Origin of the sequence: Enterococcus sp. DIV1206, assembly GCF_051712485.1 — a bacterium.
Classification (GTDB): Bacteria; Bacillota; Bacilli; order Lactobacillales; family Enterococcaceae; genus Enterococcus; species Enterococcus faecalis.
Map to the genome: position 1 here is coordinate 2,674,787 of NZ_JBIOOZ010000001.1, position 17,151 is coordinate 2,691,937.

The 17,151-nt window shown below is 39.6% G+C and carries 18 protein-coding genes; 2 read left to right on the top strand and 16 right to left on the bottom strand.

What is annotated here, in order from left to right:
• Positions 1-37: 37 nt before the first annotated feature.
• The 3 genes from IGK86_RS13240 to IGK86_RS13250 form a co-directional block, all read right to left on the bottom strand.
• Positions 38-721 carry an ATP-binding cassette domain-containing protein gene (locus IGK86_RS13240; protein WP_010713717.1) on the bottom strand — a complete coding sequence of 228 codons (684 nt, stop codon included), beginning with the start codon at positions 719-721 and terminating at the stop codon, positions 38-40.
• Positions 722-877: 156 nt separating this feature from the next.
• Complete coding sequence (locus IGK86_RS13245; protein WP_016617389.1) at positions 878-1,090, bottom strand: hypothetical protein; 213 nt, start codon at positions 1,088-1,090, stop codon at positions 878-880.
• A 95-nt stretch (positions 1,091-1,185) separates the two neighbouring features.
• A complete protein-coding gene (locus tag IGK86_RS13250) occupies positions 1,186-1,941 on the bottom strand; it encodes a LytR/AlgR family response regulator transcription factor (protein WP_016617390.1) in 756 nt (251 codons plus the stop codon).
• A 208-nt stretch (positions 1,942-2,149) separates the two neighbouring features.
• Between IGK86_RS13250 and rpmB the strand changes: the two genes are divergently transcribed.
• The gene (gene rpmB / locus IGK86_RS13255) at positions 2,150-2,338 is read left to right on the top strand and encodes a 50S ribosomal protein L28 (RefSeq protein WP_002354928.1); all 189 of its coding nucleotides are present in this window, start codon (positions 2,150-2,152) and stop codon (positions 2,336-2,338) included.
• A 102-nt stretch (positions 2,339-2,440) separates the two neighbouring features.
• Here rpmB and IGK86_RS13260 read toward each other — a convergent pair whose 3' ends face one another.
• From IGK86_RS13260 to gmk, 11 genes are all read right to left on the bottom strand, one after another.
• Positions 2,441-3,085, bottom strand: a complete 645-nt coding sequence (locus IGK86_RS13260; RefSeq protein WP_016617391.1) for a thiamine diphosphokinase — start codon at positions 3,083-3,085, stop codon at positions 2,441-2,443.
• Positions 3,082-3,735, bottom strand: a complete 654-nt coding sequence (rpe, locus tag IGK86_RS13265; protein WP_002354925.1) for a ribulose-phosphate 3-epimerase — start codon at positions 3,733-3,735, stop codon at positions 3,082-3,084. The genes IGK86_RS13260 and rpe overlap by 4 nt, the downstream gene beginning before the upstream one ends.
• A gap of 23 nt (positions 3,736-3,758) precedes the next feature.
• Positions 3,759-4,652: a ribosome small subunit-dependent GTPase A gene (rsgA, locus tag IGK86_RS13270; protein WP_002359046.1), complete on the bottom strand. Its 894-nt coding sequence runs from the start codon at positions 4,650-4,652 to the stop codon at positions 3,759-3,761.
• Between the two features lie 248 nt (positions 4,653-4,900).
• Entirely contained in the window at positions 4,901-7,057 is a 2,157-nt protein-coding gene (gene ireK / locus IGK86_RS13275) for a serine/threonine protein kinase IreK (protein ID WP_010824012.1), read from the bottom strand.
• On the bottom strand, positions 7,054-7,803 hold the full coding sequence (locus IGK86_RS13280; RefSeq protein ID WP_002354922.1) for a Stp1/IreP family PP2C-type Ser/Thr phosphatase: 750 nt from the start codon (positions 7,801-7,803) through the stop codon (positions 7,054-7,056). The genes ireK and IGK86_RS13280 overlap by 4 nt, the downstream gene beginning before the upstream one ends.
• A gap of 1 nt (position 7,804) precedes the next feature.
• On the bottom strand, positions 7,805-9,184 hold the full coding sequence (rsmB, locus tag IGK86_RS13285; protein ID WP_016617393.1) for a 16S rRNA (cytosine(967)-C(5))-methyltransferase RsmB: 1,380 nt from the start codon (positions 9,182-9,184) through the stop codon (positions 7,805-7,807).
• A gap of 5 nt (positions 9,185-9,189) precedes the next feature.
• A complete protein-coding gene (gene fmt, locus IGK86_RS13290) occupies positions 9,190-10,131 on the bottom strand; it encodes a methionyl-tRNA formyltransferase (RefSeq protein WP_002368448.1) in 942 nt (313 codons plus the stop codon).
• Positions 10,124-10,618 carry a peptide deformylase gene (gene def, locus IGK86_RS13295; RefSeq protein WP_002371656.1) on the bottom strand — a complete coding sequence of 165 codons (495 nt, stop codon included), beginning with the start codon at positions 10,616-10,618 and terminating at the stop codon, positions 10,124-10,126. Before def ends, fmt begins: the two co-directional genes overlap by 8 nt.
• Positions 10,619-10,644: 26 nt before the next feature.
• Positions 10,645-13,077, bottom strand: a complete 2,433-nt coding sequence (gene priA, locus IGK86_RS13300) for a primosomal protein N' (protein WP_002365371.1) — start codon at positions 13,075-13,077, stop codon at positions 10,645-10,647.
• 154 nt (positions 13,078-13,231) lie between these two features.
• Positions 13,232-13,534, bottom strand: coding sequence for a DNA-directed RNA polymerase subunit omega (rpoZ, locus tag IGK86_RS13305; RefSeq protein WP_002354916.1), 303 nt, complete (start codon positions 13,532-13,534; stop codon positions 13,232-13,234).
• A 4-nt stretch (positions 13,535-13,538) separates the two neighbouring features.
• Positions 13,539-14,153: a guanylate kinase gene (gene gmk / locus IGK86_RS13310; RefSeq protein WP_002354915.1), complete on the bottom strand. Its 615-nt coding sequence runs from the start codon at positions 14,151-14,153 to the stop codon at positions 13,539-13,541.
• A gap of 222 nt (positions 14,154-14,375) precedes the next feature.
• On the opposite strand from gmk, the gene IGK86_RS13315 reads away from it, so the two are divergent.
• A complete protein-coding gene (locus IGK86_RS13315) occupies positions 14,376-15,857 on the top strand; it encodes a DUF1958 domain-containing protein (protein WP_438742568.1) in 1,482 nt (493 codons plus the stop codon).
• A 42-nt stretch (positions 15,858-15,899) separates the two neighbouring features.
• Here IGK86_RS13315 and IGK86_RS13320 read toward each other — a convergent pair whose 3' ends face one another.
• A complete protein-coding gene (locus IGK86_RS13320; protein ID WP_002383233.1) occupies positions 15,900-16,205 on the bottom strand; it encodes a hypothetical protein in 306 nt (101 codons plus the stop codon).
• Between the two features lie 55 nt (positions 16,206-16,260).
• Complete coding sequence (locus IGK86_RS13325; protein WP_016617394.1) at positions 16,261-17,145, bottom strand: YicC/YloC family endoribonuclease; 885 nt, start codon at positions 17,143-17,145, stop codon at positions 16,261-16,263.
• Positions 17,146-17,151: the final 6 nt, after the last annotated feature.

Consider the following 17,151-nt stretch of genomic DNA (forward strand, 5'->3'; position numbering starts at 1 on the left):
GATGCTATTTTTTTTATTTTTCAAACTTTTCAACAATTCAAATTTCATGGGCTCCCCCCTCTATCAAGTTTTCATATAATTGATTCAAATCTAATTCTGATTTGTTGCTATAAATTTCTACTTTCTTGTCATAAACAAAGGCAATCCTGTCTGATATATCACGGACATCATATAATTGATGGGAGGACACTAAAACAAGTTTAGTTTTTTTCAACTTTTTCATTAATTGAATCGTTTTTCTTCTATTTATTGGATCTAAGCCATTCATCACTTCATCGAAGATAATAATTGGCGTATCCAAACTCACTGCTAAAACAATCAGCAAGAGCTGACGCATTCCTAAAGAATAGTTACCCACTTTTTTCTTTAATATCTCTGGTACAGCATAATAAGCAAGTAATTCATACGCTTTTTGTAATTGCGTTTCATTTAATAATAAAAGATGTTCTTCTCCACTTAATCCATCCACTAAAATTGTATCATTCAAAAAGAAACTAACTTTGCCTACGACATCGAAGGTATTGCTGACTTTGGTCCCAGCCAAATGAACAGTTCCTTCATCCACGGGGGCCATCCCTGCAATTATTTTCAGTAAGGTACTTTTCCCAGCACCATTTGGCCCCACAAATGATATCAGTTTCCCCTTATCAATAGATAGTGTCACATTTTTTAAAACCTCGTTATTTCCGTAACGCTTGCTTATGTTATCAAGTTCAATCATTTTATTAGCCTCCACCAAAATGTTATGTAAACGGATACAGAACAACTTAAAAAATCCTGTATCCTGAGAGCTGATTTTTTCCTATCACTACCTGTAGCTGTAATAATAAGCAGTTGTTTTCGTTTTATAGATTCCGTTCGAACCCCAATATGTGCCTTAACCACTGCGATAACAATATTGATTATAATAAATTGTTCGCCAATAGTTATCAATACGAAAAATATTTCCAGCCAAATTATAATTATAGACCATTGAGCTCTTCACTGTAGTAGCCATTGAAGCAGCTTCTACCTTTCTTCCAGAATAAAACAAGCTCAAACCTACCAATAAGAACATCGCAACAATTATTTTAAGTTGTTTTCTTTTCATAGACTTTCCTCCTAATTACTATCAGCTCTTAGAATAAACTTAGCATAATTCTTAAATAAAATACCCGTTTTTTCTTAAACGACTACTAAAAAAGCCTACTTGTATTTTATATTCCGTTCTATTAATTTTAGTTTTAATTGTTTCATTCCTCGTACCGAGACTAAGCAAATATCCTCGTTGCTCATTCTAACTAATCGGTCTTTTATTGATACTTGTTTTATATGGTTTAAATTAACCAGAAAAGATTGATGACATCTACATAGGATTTCAAACTCTTTTTCAAAGTCCCTTAAGGTTCCATAAATTTCAAAATACTCAGTTGCTCGATGAATAACTATTTTATGCGGAATATCAGAAGATTCTAAATATAATATTTCTGATAAATCGACAGTTCTTATTTGATGTTTTTCTATTAACTGAACTGTTCCTCTGAATAAATTTATTTGTTTAAAACGTTGATTTGCGACTCTTATGCACTCATGCACCCTTTTTTTCAATCGTTCTTTTTCCGTTTCTGTAATAAAATCCATTGCCTCTAGCTTATAATCATAGGATTTCCTTAGAAAACAAGGATTACTTGCTAAAAATACTAATTTACTGAAACCATCATCCAATTTTCTAACTGCTATCGTTGCTTCTAAACTATGTACATCTTCATTCTCTTCAATTCCCCAAAAAATCAGCCTCGGTTTTAGAGGATTTTTTTGAATATAAGTAATGACTTCGGAGCCCTCATTAACAGATAAGACGATTTTCATTTCAAACTTTTCTATCAGTATCAAACGAGGAATCCATTTCTCCAGCCATTCTCTGCGCCTTTTTTGTTTTTCACAAATAATTATTTCAATCATTCCAGTTCTCCTTTCACGTTTCTAATTAAATTCTAATCTAATTAGTAATTTCCTGTCAACTTTGTTCTAGACTTGTGGTTTGTTGAAAAGCTAATTTTATCACTATCAACTAAAAATCTTCTTGCAAATCAGTGCCTAATATGATAAATTAAGTTAGTATGAGCTGAATATTATCGCTCCAAGATCAAGGCAAAGGAGGAAACTTAAAATGGCAAAAGTATGTTACTTCACTGGTCGTAAGACTTCAAGTGGTAATAACCGTTCACATGCGATGAACTCAACAAAACGCACTGTGAAACCTAACTTACAAAAAGTTCGCGTATTAATCGATGGTAAACCTAAAAAAGTTTGGGTGTCAACTCGTGCTTTGAAATCTGGTAAAATCGAACGTGTTTAATAAACTTAAATAAGCAAAGCTGGACGTTCGTTGTTCGGCTTTTTTTATTGCAAAAAAAAAGAAGTTGGACCTTCATCACTTTGCTGAAGGTCCAACCTCTTTTTACTTATCTTTACTTTGAATAACCGCAATCATCCCTGCATCGAAGGAAAAAGCAGCGGCTTCTTCGATAAATTCATTACTTGCATACGATGTTGGGTAAGGAACATCTTGATTGGTTAATAAATATTTACTGCGTCGTAGCGTCAAGTTTTCTACAGGCGTCAAACAGCAGTAGGCCAGATATTCTTTATCTGGCTCTTTTGGTACGATATACGAACCAGGGGCGTAATACTGGATGCTATTTTGACGATCGCATAGACGGATTTGGCGAAGTACGCCTTGAAATCGTGGTTCAAAGGGTAACCAAAGATTGGCTAACAGGTGGTCAATTCTGCCCCCTGTCGCACCGATAATCGTCATCTCTGCTTGTGGAAATCGTTGTAAAGCTTCTTGAAGCGCTAATTGTGTATCTGTATCATCTTTTTCAGCAGGTGCTTGGATGAGTGTTTCGGCAGTTTCTTGGACAAAATGGTATTCTTCTCGTGATAATGAATCAAAATCGCCCACTGCTAATTGTAACGGTAAATCGGCCTCTAATAAATGGAGACAGCCGCGATCAATACCTACGAAATAATCATACGTAGCTGGTTCAATGGTTGGCCAATCACTTGGATCGCCGCCAGCTACCAGTAAGACACGACTCATTTGTCTAGCACTGCTCTCAGTGCATCGATTCGTTCTTGAGGATTTTCAGCATTATAAATGTAGGAGCCTGCAACAAACACTTCCGCACCAGCTTCTTTGCAGCGTGCGGCAGTTTCAGGAACAATCCCGCCATCGACTTCAATTTCATAGGTGTATCCTTTTGTTTCTTTCCATTCTTTTAATTGAGCAATTTTTTCTAGTGAGTTTTCAATAAATGATTGTCCGCCAAAGCCTGGATTGACAGTCATTACCAAGACTTGATCTGCCAAGTCTAATACATTTTCGATCATCGAAAGTGGTGTCCCAGGATTGATGGTTACGCCAGCTTTCACACCCGCATTTTTAATCATTTGTAAGGCACGATGAATATGGGGTGTTGCTTCTTGATGGACGGTAATAATATCCGCACCGGCTTCCGCAAAGGCATTGATATAATTTTCAGGTTGTACAATCATCAAATGAACATCCAATGGTAGTTTTGTCACTGGACGAATCGCTGAAACGATATTCGGTCCTAAGGTAATGTTGGGCACAAATTGACCATCCATGACATCAACATGAATATAATCTGCTCCTAATTCTTCTACTAAACGGATATCTCTTTCTAAATTGGCAAAATCGGCACTTAAAATGGATGGTGCTAGTTTCATTTGGCTCGCTCCCTTTATATTTGCTATGATTTTTTCTTATAAACAGGTCGTCGATTCTCGATTTCCATTAAAAACTGTAAATAATTTTCGTAACGACTCGTCGCAATGGTTCCCGCTTCCACTTGGCGTTTCACTTCACAACCAGGTTCTTTGTGGTGCATACATTCACGAAACTTACAGTGAGAGGCCGCGGCAACAAATTCAGGAAATTGCTTTGGTAATTCCACTGCTTCCATCTCCAAGAAATCGATGGCACTAAATCCTGGTGTATCAGCAACCAAACCGTCGTATAACGGAATCAACTCCACGTGACGGGTCGTATGTTTGCCCCGTCCTAAAGATTGGGAAATTTCCGCAGTTGCTAGTTGTAATTCTGGTGAAATTTGATTCAACAATGTTGATTTTCCAGCGCCTGATTGTCCCATAAAAACAGTCAACCGTTCTGGGAAAAAGCGTTCTAATTCTTTGGTGGCTTCTACGTCTTCCGAAGCGATTACCGCATAACCTAACGCTTCATAAATCTGTTTAATTTCAGTGACTTCTTGACGTTGCGGCTCATCTAATAGATCAACTTTCGTTAAATAAATAACTGGTTCTATATCCTTATACTCTAAGCTGACTAAGAAACGATCCAACAAATTAAACGAAAAATTTGGCGAAACCATACTCATGACAACCACACCTAGATCCACATTTGCAACAGGCGGGCGCACTAATTCATTTCGTCTTGGTAAAATTTCCAACACATAACCATCTGTTAAATTATCGCTTTCAAAAAGTACTTCATCTCCCACGAGTGGCGTAATTTTTCGATTACGAAAATTCCCTCGCGCTCTTGTTTGATATGTTTCTCCATCTGCGTATACATAATAAAAACCGCTTAACGCTTTTCTGATTTGACCTTTCAGATAAACCACTCCTAACTACTTTCGAATATACAGGATAGTGGCAGAGAAATCAAGGGAGCCTCTCGATTCTATTAATTAAAAAGAGCCTAGGACATAAGTCGAAATGACTTACCTTCCTAGACTTAAACCTTAAGATAAACGGCGGGACAGGAGCAGCTTCTTCTTATTGCTGAGAAACACTATTTGAAAAGCAAATAGATGTTAAACAGTACCTACTTGGTTCTTGAAGCTAAACACTCCTGTCCCAACCTCTTGTCTTAATTACTCGTACTACTTTCACTAGTGGTGCTTTTTGAATCATTTGCTTTTGAATAATAAACCGTAACAGCGTCGCCTTTTTTGACTTTGCTGCCAGCGGATGGGCTAGTTCGTTCAACGACTTGGCCATCGCCAGAGCCAGATAATCCTTGTTCATTGATTTTAAGGCCAGCGTTATTGATGCTGTCTTCTGCAGCTTTTGGCGAATAACCTGAAATATCGGGAACAGTTACTGAGTCGCTGCCTTTGCTGACATGTAAAGTAATCGTGTCATTTTTCGGATCAACAGCGGTACCAGAAGCTGGTTCTTGACTAATCACAGTATCTTTTTCAACTTTGTCGCTTTCTTCGTCCACTCGTTTTATTTGAGATTCTGGGATACCTAAAGCAATTAAGCGACTTACCGCATTATCATAAGAAATTCCGCTATAATCAGAAAGTGTCACTTTGTCGCTACCTTTACTTACATATAATGTCACTTGACCATTTTTAGGTACTACGGTGCCCCCTGGTGCGGGGTCTTGCGTAATGACTAAACCTGGTTCTACCGTATCGCTTGCTTGGTCGACACGCGTAATTTGAGATTCAGAAATACCTAATTGTGCCAGTGCATTTACTGCATTTGTGTAAGAATAACCGGCGTAACTAGGCAAAGTAACCGCTTCTGGTCCTTCACTGACCGTTAAAGTGACGTTGTCTTTTTTCGGATCAACTTTTTTACCTGCAGCTGGTTTTTGTTTAATAATGTTATCTGTAGACACAGAATCACTGTATTCTTTTTTCGTTGTAATTTGGTCTTCTGAAAACCCTAGTTTTTTCAAGGCTTCGACAGCAGATTCATACGATTCCTTTGTATAATCGGCCATCTCAATTTTTTCTGTTCCAGAGCTGATATATAAAGTAACAGATCGGCCTTTTTTCACAGATGATTTTGCTTCGGGGTCTGTTTTGACCACCTTGCCTTCTTCAATCTTATCGTCGGGAATTTTTTTGGTTTCACTATCGACTTTCAGCCCGGCACTTTGTAGCGCTTGTGAAGCGGCCGCTTTCGTTTCATTTGTAACATCAGGAACTTCAACGTCTTTACCGCCCGACATTGCAAAGGCTAAGCCACCTATTGCTAAAGCAATTAATGCCGCAATTGCTAAGCCAATCCACAATTTTTTGCGGTTTTTCTTCGGTGGTTGTTCAGCTAAAATGTCATCTGCGATATCTTCTGGAACTTCGACAGGCGTTGTCTCTTCCGGTTCAGCGATGTCTTCGGGAATCGGAGTTAATACTTTCGTTTCTCCTAATAAAGCCGTTGGTTCCCACGCAGGTTCGTTTAAACGACTGGCTGACAAGGACGTGTATAAGTCTTCTGCCATCTCATTCGCTGTTTTGTAGCGATCGCTTGGGTCTTTTGCGGTTGCGTGACGAACCACATTTTCCAATGATTGAGGAATCCCTGGATCAAACATTTTGACAGAAGGAATTTCTTCTTGAAAATGTTTTAAGGCAATCGTTACGGCTGATTCACCATCAAACGGTACATTCCCCGTTAACATTTCATAGAGAATAATTCCCACAGCGTAAATATCTGATTGGTTAGTCGCCATGCTTCCGCGCGCTTGTTCTGGCGATAAGTAATGCACCGAACCTAACATTGTGTTCGTTTGCGTAATTGACGTTTCTGACAAAGCAATCGCAATCCCAAAGTCAGTAATTTTGACTGTGCCGTGTTCGTCAATCAGAATGTTTTGCGGTTTTAAATCCCGGTGAATAATTCTATGTTCATGTGCCATTGCGACAGCAGATAAAATTTGTTGCGTAATGTCCACAACTGTGGAATAAGGAATTGGGAAATGCGTTTGGATGTAACGTTTTAAGTCCATTCCTTTCACATATTCCATGACTAAATATTGTAGTCCATCTTCTTCGCCTACATCGTACACACTGACGATATTCGGGTGAACCAGCTCAGTTGCGGCTAGTGCTTCACGCTGAAAACGTCGGATGGCGGCTTGATCGTTTTGGAAGTCAAAGCGCAAGACTTTTACTGCAACGTCTCGGTCTAAAATTAAATCGTGTGCTAAATAGACGTTGGCCATGCCGCCGCTTCCGATGCTGCCAATAATGTGATATCGACCATTCAGCTTCTTGCCGATTTCTATCATTGGTTTTCCTCCTTCTGTTCGTCAAAGTGTATCACTAACACGGTAATGTTATCTAAACCACCCGCTTCATTTGCTTGGGCAACGAGTTGGCTTAATTTGGATTCTAAGGGATCTGACGTCTCTAAAATTTCTAAAATTTTTGTCTCAGGAACCATATTGGTTAAACCGTCCGAACATAACAGTAAATAGTCATTAGGCAGCCATTCATGATTGGTTACATCGACTTCGACAGTGCCAGGCATTCCCAAAGAACGTGTTAGGACATTTTTTCGTGGATGATTTGCAGCCATCTCACGAGTAATCTCCCCTGATTTTACTAGTTCATTCACTAAAGAATGATCTTCTGTTAATTGTAACATGTGTTGGTCACGAACTAAATAAGCACGACTATCCCCCACATTTGCTAAGACAAATGAATCCGGTAAAAGAATGGCACCAACCACGGTTGTCCCCATTCCTAAATACTCTGGTTTCGATTGTCCGCGTTCATAAATTTTTTCATTTTCCTTTTGAATTGCTTGAATTAACCACTGTGCAGATTTTTCAGCTGAGTCGACAGACGCATTGGACCAACTCTCACCTAAATTATTGACTGCCATTTGGCTAGCGACATCACCTGCTTGGTGGCCACCCATGCCATCTGCTAAAACAGCAAAGGTTATGTGTTGTTGGTTCTCAAAAACGTTGGCATAATCTTGGTTCGTATTTCTTTTGCGACCGACATCTGATTGAACGTTGATTTCCAAATTATTTCACCTCATTTGAACTAACTTTCCGCATACAGCAAATAAAGAAGCCATCTGTCATGTATTGATGGGGATACAGAACCAGTTCTTGCTCTTTTACTACTGCTTGGACGTTTTCATTTGCAACAATTTCAATTTTTTCAAATTCAGGGTGTTTGGCTAAAAAGGCTGCCACTACTTCCTGATTTTCTTCTGGCGTAATAGTACAAGTGCTATAGACCATTATACCCCATTGTTTTAGTGTTGGGGCAACACTTTCTAAGATTTCTAACTGAATTTTAGGTAAATTTTGAAAATCATTGGCCGTTTTATGGTATTTAATGTCTGGTTTACGGCGCATTAGCCCTAAGCCTGAACATGGTGCATCAACTAAAATCCGATCAAAGGTTTCTGCGGGAAATTCTTCGGCCACTTGTCGCGCATCAAGCTTTTCTGCTTGGACGACTTCCGCCACATGGAGGCGTTGCGCATTTTCATTAATTAGCTTAATTTTGTGCGCATGAATATCTAAAGAAGTCACACGACCACCTGCTTCAGCCTCTAAAAAAGTTGCGATATGAGTCGTTTTGCCACCAGGAGCCGCACAAGCATCCAAGACACGATGATGCGGTTCAATTTGCATCGCTGGAGCCACGAGCATAGAGCTTTCATCTTGAATGGTTAAACAACCGTTAATAAACAGTTCACTGCCAGCTAAGTAGCCTTTTTCAGCGACAACACCATAAGGGGAAAGTTGACTTTCCTTCGCGGCAATCCCTGTTTCTTGTAATTCTTCCAGCGCTTCTTCTCGTGAAATAAACCGCGTGTTTACTCGACCACTCGCATGACTTTTTTCAAATAATGACAAACCCAACTGCCGTGTTTCTTCTTCGCCTAATTGGGCAAGTAATTTTTCTGTTAACCAACGTGGCATGCTAATTTCCGTTGCTAAACGATCAACTGGATCGCTAATTGCTGCCAAACTAGGTGCTCCATTTCGTTGGAACGCCCGCAGCACGCCATTCACGAATTTACCAATCCCAGGATTGCCACGACGTTTGCCAATTTCAACCGCTTCATTAATGACTGCATGATCAGGCACTTTATCTAAATAAAGTAATTGATATAACGATAAAATCAATAAATTTTTCACCCAATTATCGACTTTTTGCTGTTTCTTAACAAATGGTGTTAAGTAGTATTCCAACAATAATTTGCGACTAATTGTGCCGTAGACAAGTTCTGTAAACAAGCGGCCATCTTTCTCGCTTAGTTCTGATTTTGTCATCATTTCATTAAGTAAAAGATTGGAGTACGCCCCACCTTTATCCACACGTTCGATGGTTTCTAAAGCAACGTATCGAACAGAACGTTTTAATTTCTTGGGGATTTTTTCAGCCATTTTTGTTAGTCCACCTTATCTTTTTCTGCGACATTTTGACCAACGCCATTTAAAAATTCTTGAATCGTTAATTGACCTTTACCTGCTGGTTGCAGGCGATCAATTTGAAGGACTGTCCCTTCACCACAAGCAATCCATAGCGCTTTTTTACTACGCTGGATAATCGTTCCTGGGGCGCTGGTTGTTGTTTCAGTCAGTGGTGTCACTGCCCAAATTTTCCAGTTGGTCCCTTGATAGGTTGTGAACGCTGTTGGCCAAGGACGCATACCACGCACTTGGTTATCAATTGCCTCAGCAGTTTTTTGCCAGTCAATTCGTTCTTGTTCCCGGGTAATATTTGGTGAAAAAGTAGCCTCTTCTTCCACTTGTGGAATAGGCGTGATTTCGCCAGCAATTAGCTTGGGTAACGTTTCTAATAAAAGTTCTTTTCCTAGAATGCTTAATTTTTCAAACATGGTGCCTACATCGTCTTGTTTCGTAATCGGAATTGCACGTTGCGCTAAAATCGCGCCAGCATCCATTTTTTTCACCATTTCCATAATCGTGACGCCTGTTTCTTTTTCTCCTTCAATAATCGAGTAATGTACAGGTGCGCCGCCACGATATTTTGGTAAAAGTGAGGCATGGACATTAATCGCACCTAGTTTGGGCGCTTTTAAAATTTTCTCTGGTAAAAATTGTCCAAAGGCTGCTGTCACAATTAAATCTGGTGCTAAGTCAATCACTTTTTCCATTTCAGGAGAACCTGAAATTTTCTCTGGTTGTAAGACTAATAAGTTATGTTTTAAAGCTGCTTCTTTGACAGGCGTTGGGGTAATCACTTTTTTTCGGCCAACTGGTCGATCTGGTTGCGTGACAACCGCTTGAACGTCATAGCCTGCCTCGATTAAACTTTCTAAAATCGGAACAGAAAAGGCTGGTGTGCCCATAAATACAATTTTAGTCATCAAAATGTTCCTCCATATACGCTTCTAAATCTTCTGGTGCAATTTTCTCAATCATTTTATCGATAAATAACTCGCCATTCAAATGATCAATTTCGTGTTGAAAAGCTCGAGCTAAATAGCCGTAAGCCGTAACTTCCATTTCTTCACCTTCACGGTCAAAATAACGGACAGTCACTTCATCTGCTCGTTCAACGGTTCCATATGTTTCTGGAATACTTAAACAGCCTTCCACATCAATACTGGTTCCCTTTTTTTCAATAATCACTGGATTAATTAGTTCAAAACGACCAGATTCTTCATCGATTTCAATCACTGCCATTTGCAAATTTTTACCAATTTGCGGGGCTGCTAAGCCAATCCCATCATGGGCCAGCATTGTTTCATACATATCCTCTAGTAACTGCACAATTTCATCGGTAATAATCGTCACAGGTTGAGCCTTCATTTTTAAGTGTTCGTTCGGGTGAATCACAACTGGATAGCGCATAAGTGCTCCTTTCAAAGCTGTATTTTTTAAATAAAATTCATGGGTTCTGCATCAATGGAAAGCTTTAAGCCACGAGCCGTTGCTCGTTGTGTATCGGTTAAAATTTCTTTCAATAATGGTTGAAGCATTGGTTCTTGTTTATACTTGATAATCACTTGATAAAAGTATCGATTATTGACACGCATAATTGCGTTGGGCGTTGGTCCCAACAAAATAGCTTGCGGCGATAAGCCTTGTTTTAATTTCGTCGCGATTTGAAACATTTGTTTCGCTGCTTCATTTTCTTCAGGATGGCTAGCCGTAATTTGGACCGTAAAATAGTACGGCGGATAATCCCCACGATGACGAATATACATTTCTTTTGTATAAAAATCTTCATAATCTTGGGCTTTTGCCAATTGTATCGCATAATGCTCGGGGTTAAAAGATTGAATGATGACTTCCCCCGGTTTTTCAGCGCGACCAGCGCGACCGCTGACCTGTGTCAATAACTGGAAGGTCCGTTCACTAGAACGAAAATCGGGTAAATTCAAGGCGGTATCAGCATTTAAGACACCGACTAACGTCACATTTGGAAAGTCCAGTCCTTTGGCAATCATTTGTGTGCCTAATAAGATATCCGCTTGTCCTTCACCAAATGTTCGCAAAATCTTTTCATGCGCACCTTTGCGACGGGTCGTATCAACATCCATTCGGAGAATACGACTGTCTGGTAACAACGTTTGTAATTCTTCTTCTACTTTTTGTGTGCCTGTTCCGTAGTAGCGAATTTTATCTTGGCCACAGTTAGGACAGCGATAAGGAATCCGTTCTTCATGTCCACAATAATGACATTTCATTGTTTTACTATCCATATGCAAAGTCAAGGAAATATCACAATTCGGACACGGCAACACATAGCCACAATCGCGACACATCACAAATGACGAATAGCCACGGCGATTAAGTAGGAGAACACTTTGTTCGTTTTTCTCTAAGCGTTCTTGGAGTTTTTCTTGCAACGACATGGAAAAAGAAGAGACATTGCCATTTTCTACTTCTTGCCTCATATCCACTACATCAATCGTAGGCAAGGTTGCCGCTTGATTGGCACGCTGTGTTAATCGTAACCGCTGATAAACATTTTTTTGTGCGCGAGCGCGTGATTCCAAGGACGGCGTGGCACTGCCTAAAACAACAGGGCAATGATGGTACTCCGAACGCCAAATCGCTAAATCTCTCGCGTGGTAGCGGGGGGTTTCTTCTTGTTTATAACTTGCCTCGTGTTCTTCATCAATAATGATCACACCGATGTTTTCGATTGGCGCAAAAATGGCAGAACGCGCGCCAACCACCACTTCCGCTTCTCCTCGTTCAATCTTCCGCCACTCGTCGTATTTTTCACCTTGCGATAAGCCACTGTGCATTACAGCAACATGTTCGCCAAAGCGACTTTTAAAGCGTTGCACCATTTGCGGAGTTAAAGAAATTTCAGGGACAAGCATAATGGCTGTTTTGCCTTGGTTAAGAACTTCTGCAATGACCTGTAGATAAACTTCTGTTTTCCCGCTTCCTGTAATACCTTCCAATAAGTAGGTTTGGCTTTGCTGTTCTTGGACCGATTGTAAGATTGTTTCCACAGCCACCTGTTGTTCTGCATTCAAAGATAACGCAGTCGTTTTTTCAAACGTCTGATTAGCAAACGGATCACGATACGCTTCTTTTTCAATGAACGTTAACCAGCCATTTTTGGCCGCTTCATTTAAAAGTGCGGTACTGAAACCTAATTCTTTCATTTCCTTCACAGCGGTGACTTTTTCAGTGCCCAAGCGTTGTAAATAGTAAAGAAGTTGCTCTTTCTTCTTAGCTCCCTTGCGTAAACCCAAACGAATTTCCTCTAATTGTTCAAATTCCTTAGCGGCTTGAATGAAGCGGACCATTTTGACTTTATTTCTCGTCGTAACTTCGTAGCGAATATCGACTTTTTGCTGTTTACGCAACGCCATTAGTTGAGGCAAAAGCCCACGTTCTTGCGCTTGGTCCCACGAAATTTCCTCTAAACCATAAAATAACTGATCTTGTAATTCTTCAGAAAGCTCATCCGTTAAATAAATATATTTTTGGTAATCGGCACGCATTACGCTAGGCAACATGGTTTGCAAACAAGTGATTTTAAAAGCAAACGTTTTTTCCTTCATATAATCAGCTAAAGCCAACATTTCTGTATTTAAAACAGGTTTTAAATCCAACACCGCCACTAGTTCTTTCAACTGAACATTGGTTTCGTCAAGAACCGTTGCAGCCATTGGTTCAATGGCTAGAACAAACCCTTGAACATGCCGATTACCGTTACCAAAAGGCACTTCTACACGCATGCCGACAGCCAATTGCTCATTTAAATTTTCAGGAACTAAATAAGTGAATGGTTGATCGGTTTGCATCGTTGGTACATCCACAATAACTTTGGCTACTTTTTGCATGGTGCGTCCTCCTTTTTATGTAAATTCTCTTTGCCTATTGTACTAAAGATTGACTGATTTGTCTTGTGTGTCTCGTTGGCACCTTTCAGAATAAACGAAGAGAAAGCCTCTGAAATAGACAGACGGCTTTCTCCATTCGTTGACAATCATTCAATTAATTTTTTTCGTCACGTAAACGGTTTTCTAATTCTTTTTGTTCTTGTTCACGTTGGCGTTTGCGTTCTTCACGTTCAATGCGTAGACGTTCGCGTTTTTCTTCAGGATTTGGATCACTGATCACTGTTCCTGCTTCGATTTCTTCTAACGCACGACCCACACTTTTTACAGAATCAAAGGATTCAACGGTTGGTTGAACACCTTCATCTAATTCATGCGCACGTTTGCTTGCTAAAATAACCAAAGAATATTTTGAAGGGACTTCTTTTAACAATGAGTCAATTGACGGTTTTAACATCATAAGGCTACATCTCCTCTAACATTTTAATATATTTTCCAATTACACGGTCAACACGGAAGTGCTCACTCGCGATAATGTCTTTAATTCGTTGCACGGCTAAAGGAACTTCATCATTCACTACCGCATAATCATACAGCGCCATCATTTCGATTTCTTCTCTGGCCACAGCCATTCGTTCTTCAATCACAGACATTTCGTCTGTTCCGCGGCCAATAATTCTTGATTTTAATTCCGCTAAATCGGGGGGTGTCAAAAAGATAAATACGCCATCAGGCACTTTGTCTTTGACTTGTTTAGCCCCTTGGACTTCGATTTCTAAAAAGACGTCTTTGCCTTCATCTAGCGTCTGGTTAACATACGTTAATGGTGTCCCATAATAGTTACCAACATATTCCGCATATTCCAACATTTCTCCAGCTTCAATCATCGCTTCAAATTCTTCTCTTGAACGGAAATAGTAATCTACTCCATCCACTTCGCCTTCTCGCTGTTTCCGAGTGGTCATTGAGATTGAATATTGAAAATCATTTTCTTCACTGTCGAAAATAGCCTTTCTTACAGTCCCTTTCCCCACTCCTGAAGGACCTGACAATACGATTAATAACCCGCGCTCTGACATAACGACTTCCTTTCAAAACATAATTTCACAGTATTAGTTCTATTTTGCACTTTTTTTCTGCAATTTTCAAGACTTTCTTGGAGATTCACTGAAAAAATAACATTTCTTCTTTAATTTGGCTTTCATAACTTGTTCTTTTTTTAAACAAATTACCTAGAATTCCTATACAGGCAGCCATTTTTTAAGTAAAATGAAGTGATGACTCCTTTAGGATGAAAAAACGTGAATAAGAAAGGACTGAGAAACATCGCACGAATTAAACCATTTACATTGTTTCTGCTAGGCTTAGTTGTCAGTTGTGGGGCCTTTTTTGCCCAACCTACTGTGACTCACGCAGAAGAAGATATTACCGCAATTGCTAAAAAAATGGGAACGACCCTGAAAGCGGATGGCATTCCCAAAGCAGCCATCGTTGTTGATGCTGATTCTGGAGAAATTCTCTGGTCGCAGCAACCAGATTTAGCGTGGAATCCTGCCAGTATTGCCAAAGTGATGACCATGTACTTGGCCTTTGAAGCAATGGAGCAAGGAAAATTTACAATGGATACGACTGTGACTGCTACGCAAAAAGATGTCGATATTTCTAAAATATATGCCATTAGTAATAACAAAATTACGTTAGGTGTTGCTTATCCAGTCCGTGAACTGTTAAAAATGATTGCTGTCCCCTCTTCTAATGTGGCGACTCTCATGTTGGCAAACTTAATTTCAGGGAACCAGCCTACTGACTTTGTTCATTTAATGAATCAAAAAGCGGCTGAATTAGGGATGACAAATACTACCTATTACAACTGCAGTGGAGCGCAAGCAAGTGCCTTTAACGGCCTGTATCAAATGCAAGGAATTGACCCAAATGGCGATAACGTCTCTACAGCTAGAGATTTAGCTTCACTAACCTATCATTTTCTGAAAAATTATCCAGAAATTTTAGAAATCACCAATAAACCAGTGGTGAAAACAATGGTCGGCACGCCTTACGAGGAAACGTTTGAAGCGTACAATTATTCTTTACCAGGCGCTAAGTATGGTTATCAAGGCGTGGATGGTTTAAAAACAGGCTCTAGTCCAACAGGCGGCTTTAACTATATTGCGACTGTCAAACAAGGAGATTTCCGTTTAATTGAAGTCATTTTAGGCGTTGGTAATTGGCAAAACCAAGATGGTGAATACGAACGGCATGTGGCTGGGAATGCTTTGCTGGACTATGCCTATACGACATACGAACGCAAAAAACTTTTAGACAAAGGGCCACAAACCATTGATCATAAAAAAGTCACTTTGGCTAACGATTTATACGGTGTCATTCCCAAAGGCAGTCAGCCTACTTTTAAATTAGTAGCAGGGCAGGTGCAAGTCGACACGCCTTTGACATTGTTAAATAGTACTGTTCAAGCGCCTAAAATGGCTTACCAAGAAGTTAAGCCAAAACAAACAACAGCTGAAGCTGCGGAAGAATCAAACGAACATTCTGGGGATACCACCGTTGCAGAACCGAATCATTTTATTCCCAAATCGATTGCCACAAGTGTTTTAGTCCTTTTCGGGCTGATTTTCTCAGTAATTACCCGTCAGCTTCAAAAACGTTTAGAACGTCAGAAAAAACACGGCAAAGAAAGCAGTAAAACTGCATCCATGCGGACAATCTTTTTAAGTGCCGCAGTTCTTTCTTTCCTATGCGCCGTTGGCTTGTTTCTTTTATTCTAATTAAAAAAATACCACCAAGCGTGAAATGCTTGGTGGTATTTTTTATAAGCCCATATTAGAAAGCGTATTGACCACGTTCATCAATTCATCGCGACGACGAACTTGTTTGTCGACAGGGCCGTCAACTTCTTTCACGTCAATGCGCACAACAAAGTGACGATTCAAAGTAACAAACGTGTCTTCGTTAATTTGGATATTTAACTCTGTTTCAGAATAGCTTGCACAAGCATCTTGCCAGACGTCAAATGGTTCTCTGTCTGAAGCGACTTCTGTTTTTACCACAGAACGACCACTTAATTCTTGAAAGGTTACATCATAAAATTTAGTCATTGCTTTCACCTCTGTCATTTATTCGTTACTTCTATATTATAGCGTTTTCTGGAAAAACACGAAACCATTTTCTCTATTCGACATTTTGAATTTGTTCCCGAATCTTTTCTAAGGTTGTTTTCATTTGAACGACACTATTTTTTATTTCAATTGGACTTGATTTCGAACCAATCGTATTGACTTCACAGTTCATTTCTTGAATTAAGAAATCTAGTTCTCGGCCCACTGGTTCTGTTTCGTCAAGCAACTGATGCAACTTATCAATATGGATATCCAAACGATCCAATTCTTCATGAATATCGCCTTTTTCCAATAAAATGGCCATTTCTGTTAATAAGCGTGTTTCATCCACTTGGCTACCTAACCATTCGTTTAATTTCGCTTCAAAACGTTGACGGTATTCTTGTTCAAAAACGCCCACAAACGCTTGCAGCTCTTGAATTGATTGGGTCAACACTGCTACATAGTCAAGCAGGACTTGTTTAATTTGCGTTCCTTCTTGCACACGGCTTTGGTCAAGACTAGCGATGGCTGCTTCAAATGCTTGAACAAGAAATGGTTCAAATGTCTGATCAGCAATTTCTGCTTCCACTATTTCGACAAAATCATTTTGCTTTAATAAATGGTTGACCGTGTCCCCTGCATCAAACGTTGCTTCCGGATAGTTTTCCTTTAAATGTTGATCTACCGAAGTTAATAATTGATCAATTAAGTCCCACTGCACGCGCACTTCTTTTTGATTGTTGCCGATTTTTTGGAGATTTACATAGACTTCCACACGCCCACGTTTTAACGTGCGTTTGATTACTTGCCGAATCACCAGTTCATAGGCATTCAGTTCCTTTGGCATACGCAATTGAATATCTAAAAACCGCTGATTAACACTTTTGACTTCGATATCCAATTGATAATTTTCATTTTGAATGGTCTTTTTTCCAAATCCAGTCATACTTTTCATTGACAG

Excerpts from the sequence above, each read along its gene's own strand:
- rpoZ (WP_002354916.1), bottom strand. The coding sequence starts at position 13,534 with ATGATGTTAAAACCGTCAATTGACTCATTGTTAAAAGAAGTCCCTTCA.
- gmk (WP_002354915.1), bottom strand. The coding sequence starts at position 14,153 with ATGTCAGAGCGCGGGTTATTAATCGTATTGTCAGGTCCTTCAGGAGTG.
- rpmB (WP_002354928.1), top strand. The coding sequence starts at position 2,150 with ATGGCAAAAGTATGTTACTTCACTGGTCGTAAGACTTCAAGTGGTAAT.
- fmt (WP_002368448.1), bottom strand. The coding sequence starts at position 10,131 with ATGACTAAAATTGTATTTATGGGCACACCAGCCTTTTCTGTTCCGATT.
- ireK (WP_010824012.1), bottom strand. The coding sequence starts at position 7,057 with ATGATAGAAATCGGCAAGAAGCTGAATGGTCGATATCACATTATTGGC.
- IGK86_RS13245 (WP_016617389.1), bottom strand. The coding sequence starts at position 1,090 with ATGAAAAGAAAACAACTTAAAATAATTGTTGCGATGTTCTTATTGGTA.
- IGK86_RS13260 (WP_016617391.1), bottom strand. The coding sequence starts at position 3,085 with ATGAGTCGTGTCTTACTGGTAGCTGGCGGCGATCCAAGTGATTGGCCA.
- rsmB (WP_016617393.1), bottom strand. The coding sequence starts at position 9,184 with ATGGCTGAAAAAATCCCCAAGAAATTAAAACGTTCTGTTCGATACGTT.
- priA (WP_002365371.1), bottom strand. The coding sequence starts at position 13,077 with ATGCAAAAAGTAGCCAAAGTTATTGTGGATGTACCAACGATGCAAACC.
- IGK86_RS13240 (WP_010713717.1), bottom strand. The coding sequence starts at position 721 with ATGATTGAACTTGATAACATAAGCAAGCGTTACGGAAATAACGAGGTT.
- IGK86_RS13325 (WP_016617394.1), bottom strand. The coding sequence starts at position 17,145 with ATGAAAAGTATGACTGGATTTGGAAAAAAGACCATTCAAAATGAAAAT.
- IGK86_RS13320 (WP_002383233.1), bottom strand. The coding sequence starts at position 16,205 with ATGACAGAGGTGAAAGCAATGACTAAATTTTATGATGTAACCTTTCAA.
- def (WP_002371656.1), bottom strand. The coding sequence starts at position 10,618 with ATGCGCTATCCAGTTGTGATTCACCCGAACGAACACTTAAAAATGAAG.
- IGK86_RS13250 (WP_016617390.1), bottom strand. The coding sequence starts at position 1,941 with ATGATTGAAATAATTATTTGTGAAAAACAAAAAAGGCGCAGAGAATGG.
- rpe (WP_002354925.1), bottom strand. The coding sequence starts at position 3,735 with ATGAAACTAGCACCATCCATTTTAAGTGCCGATTTTGCCAATTTAGAA.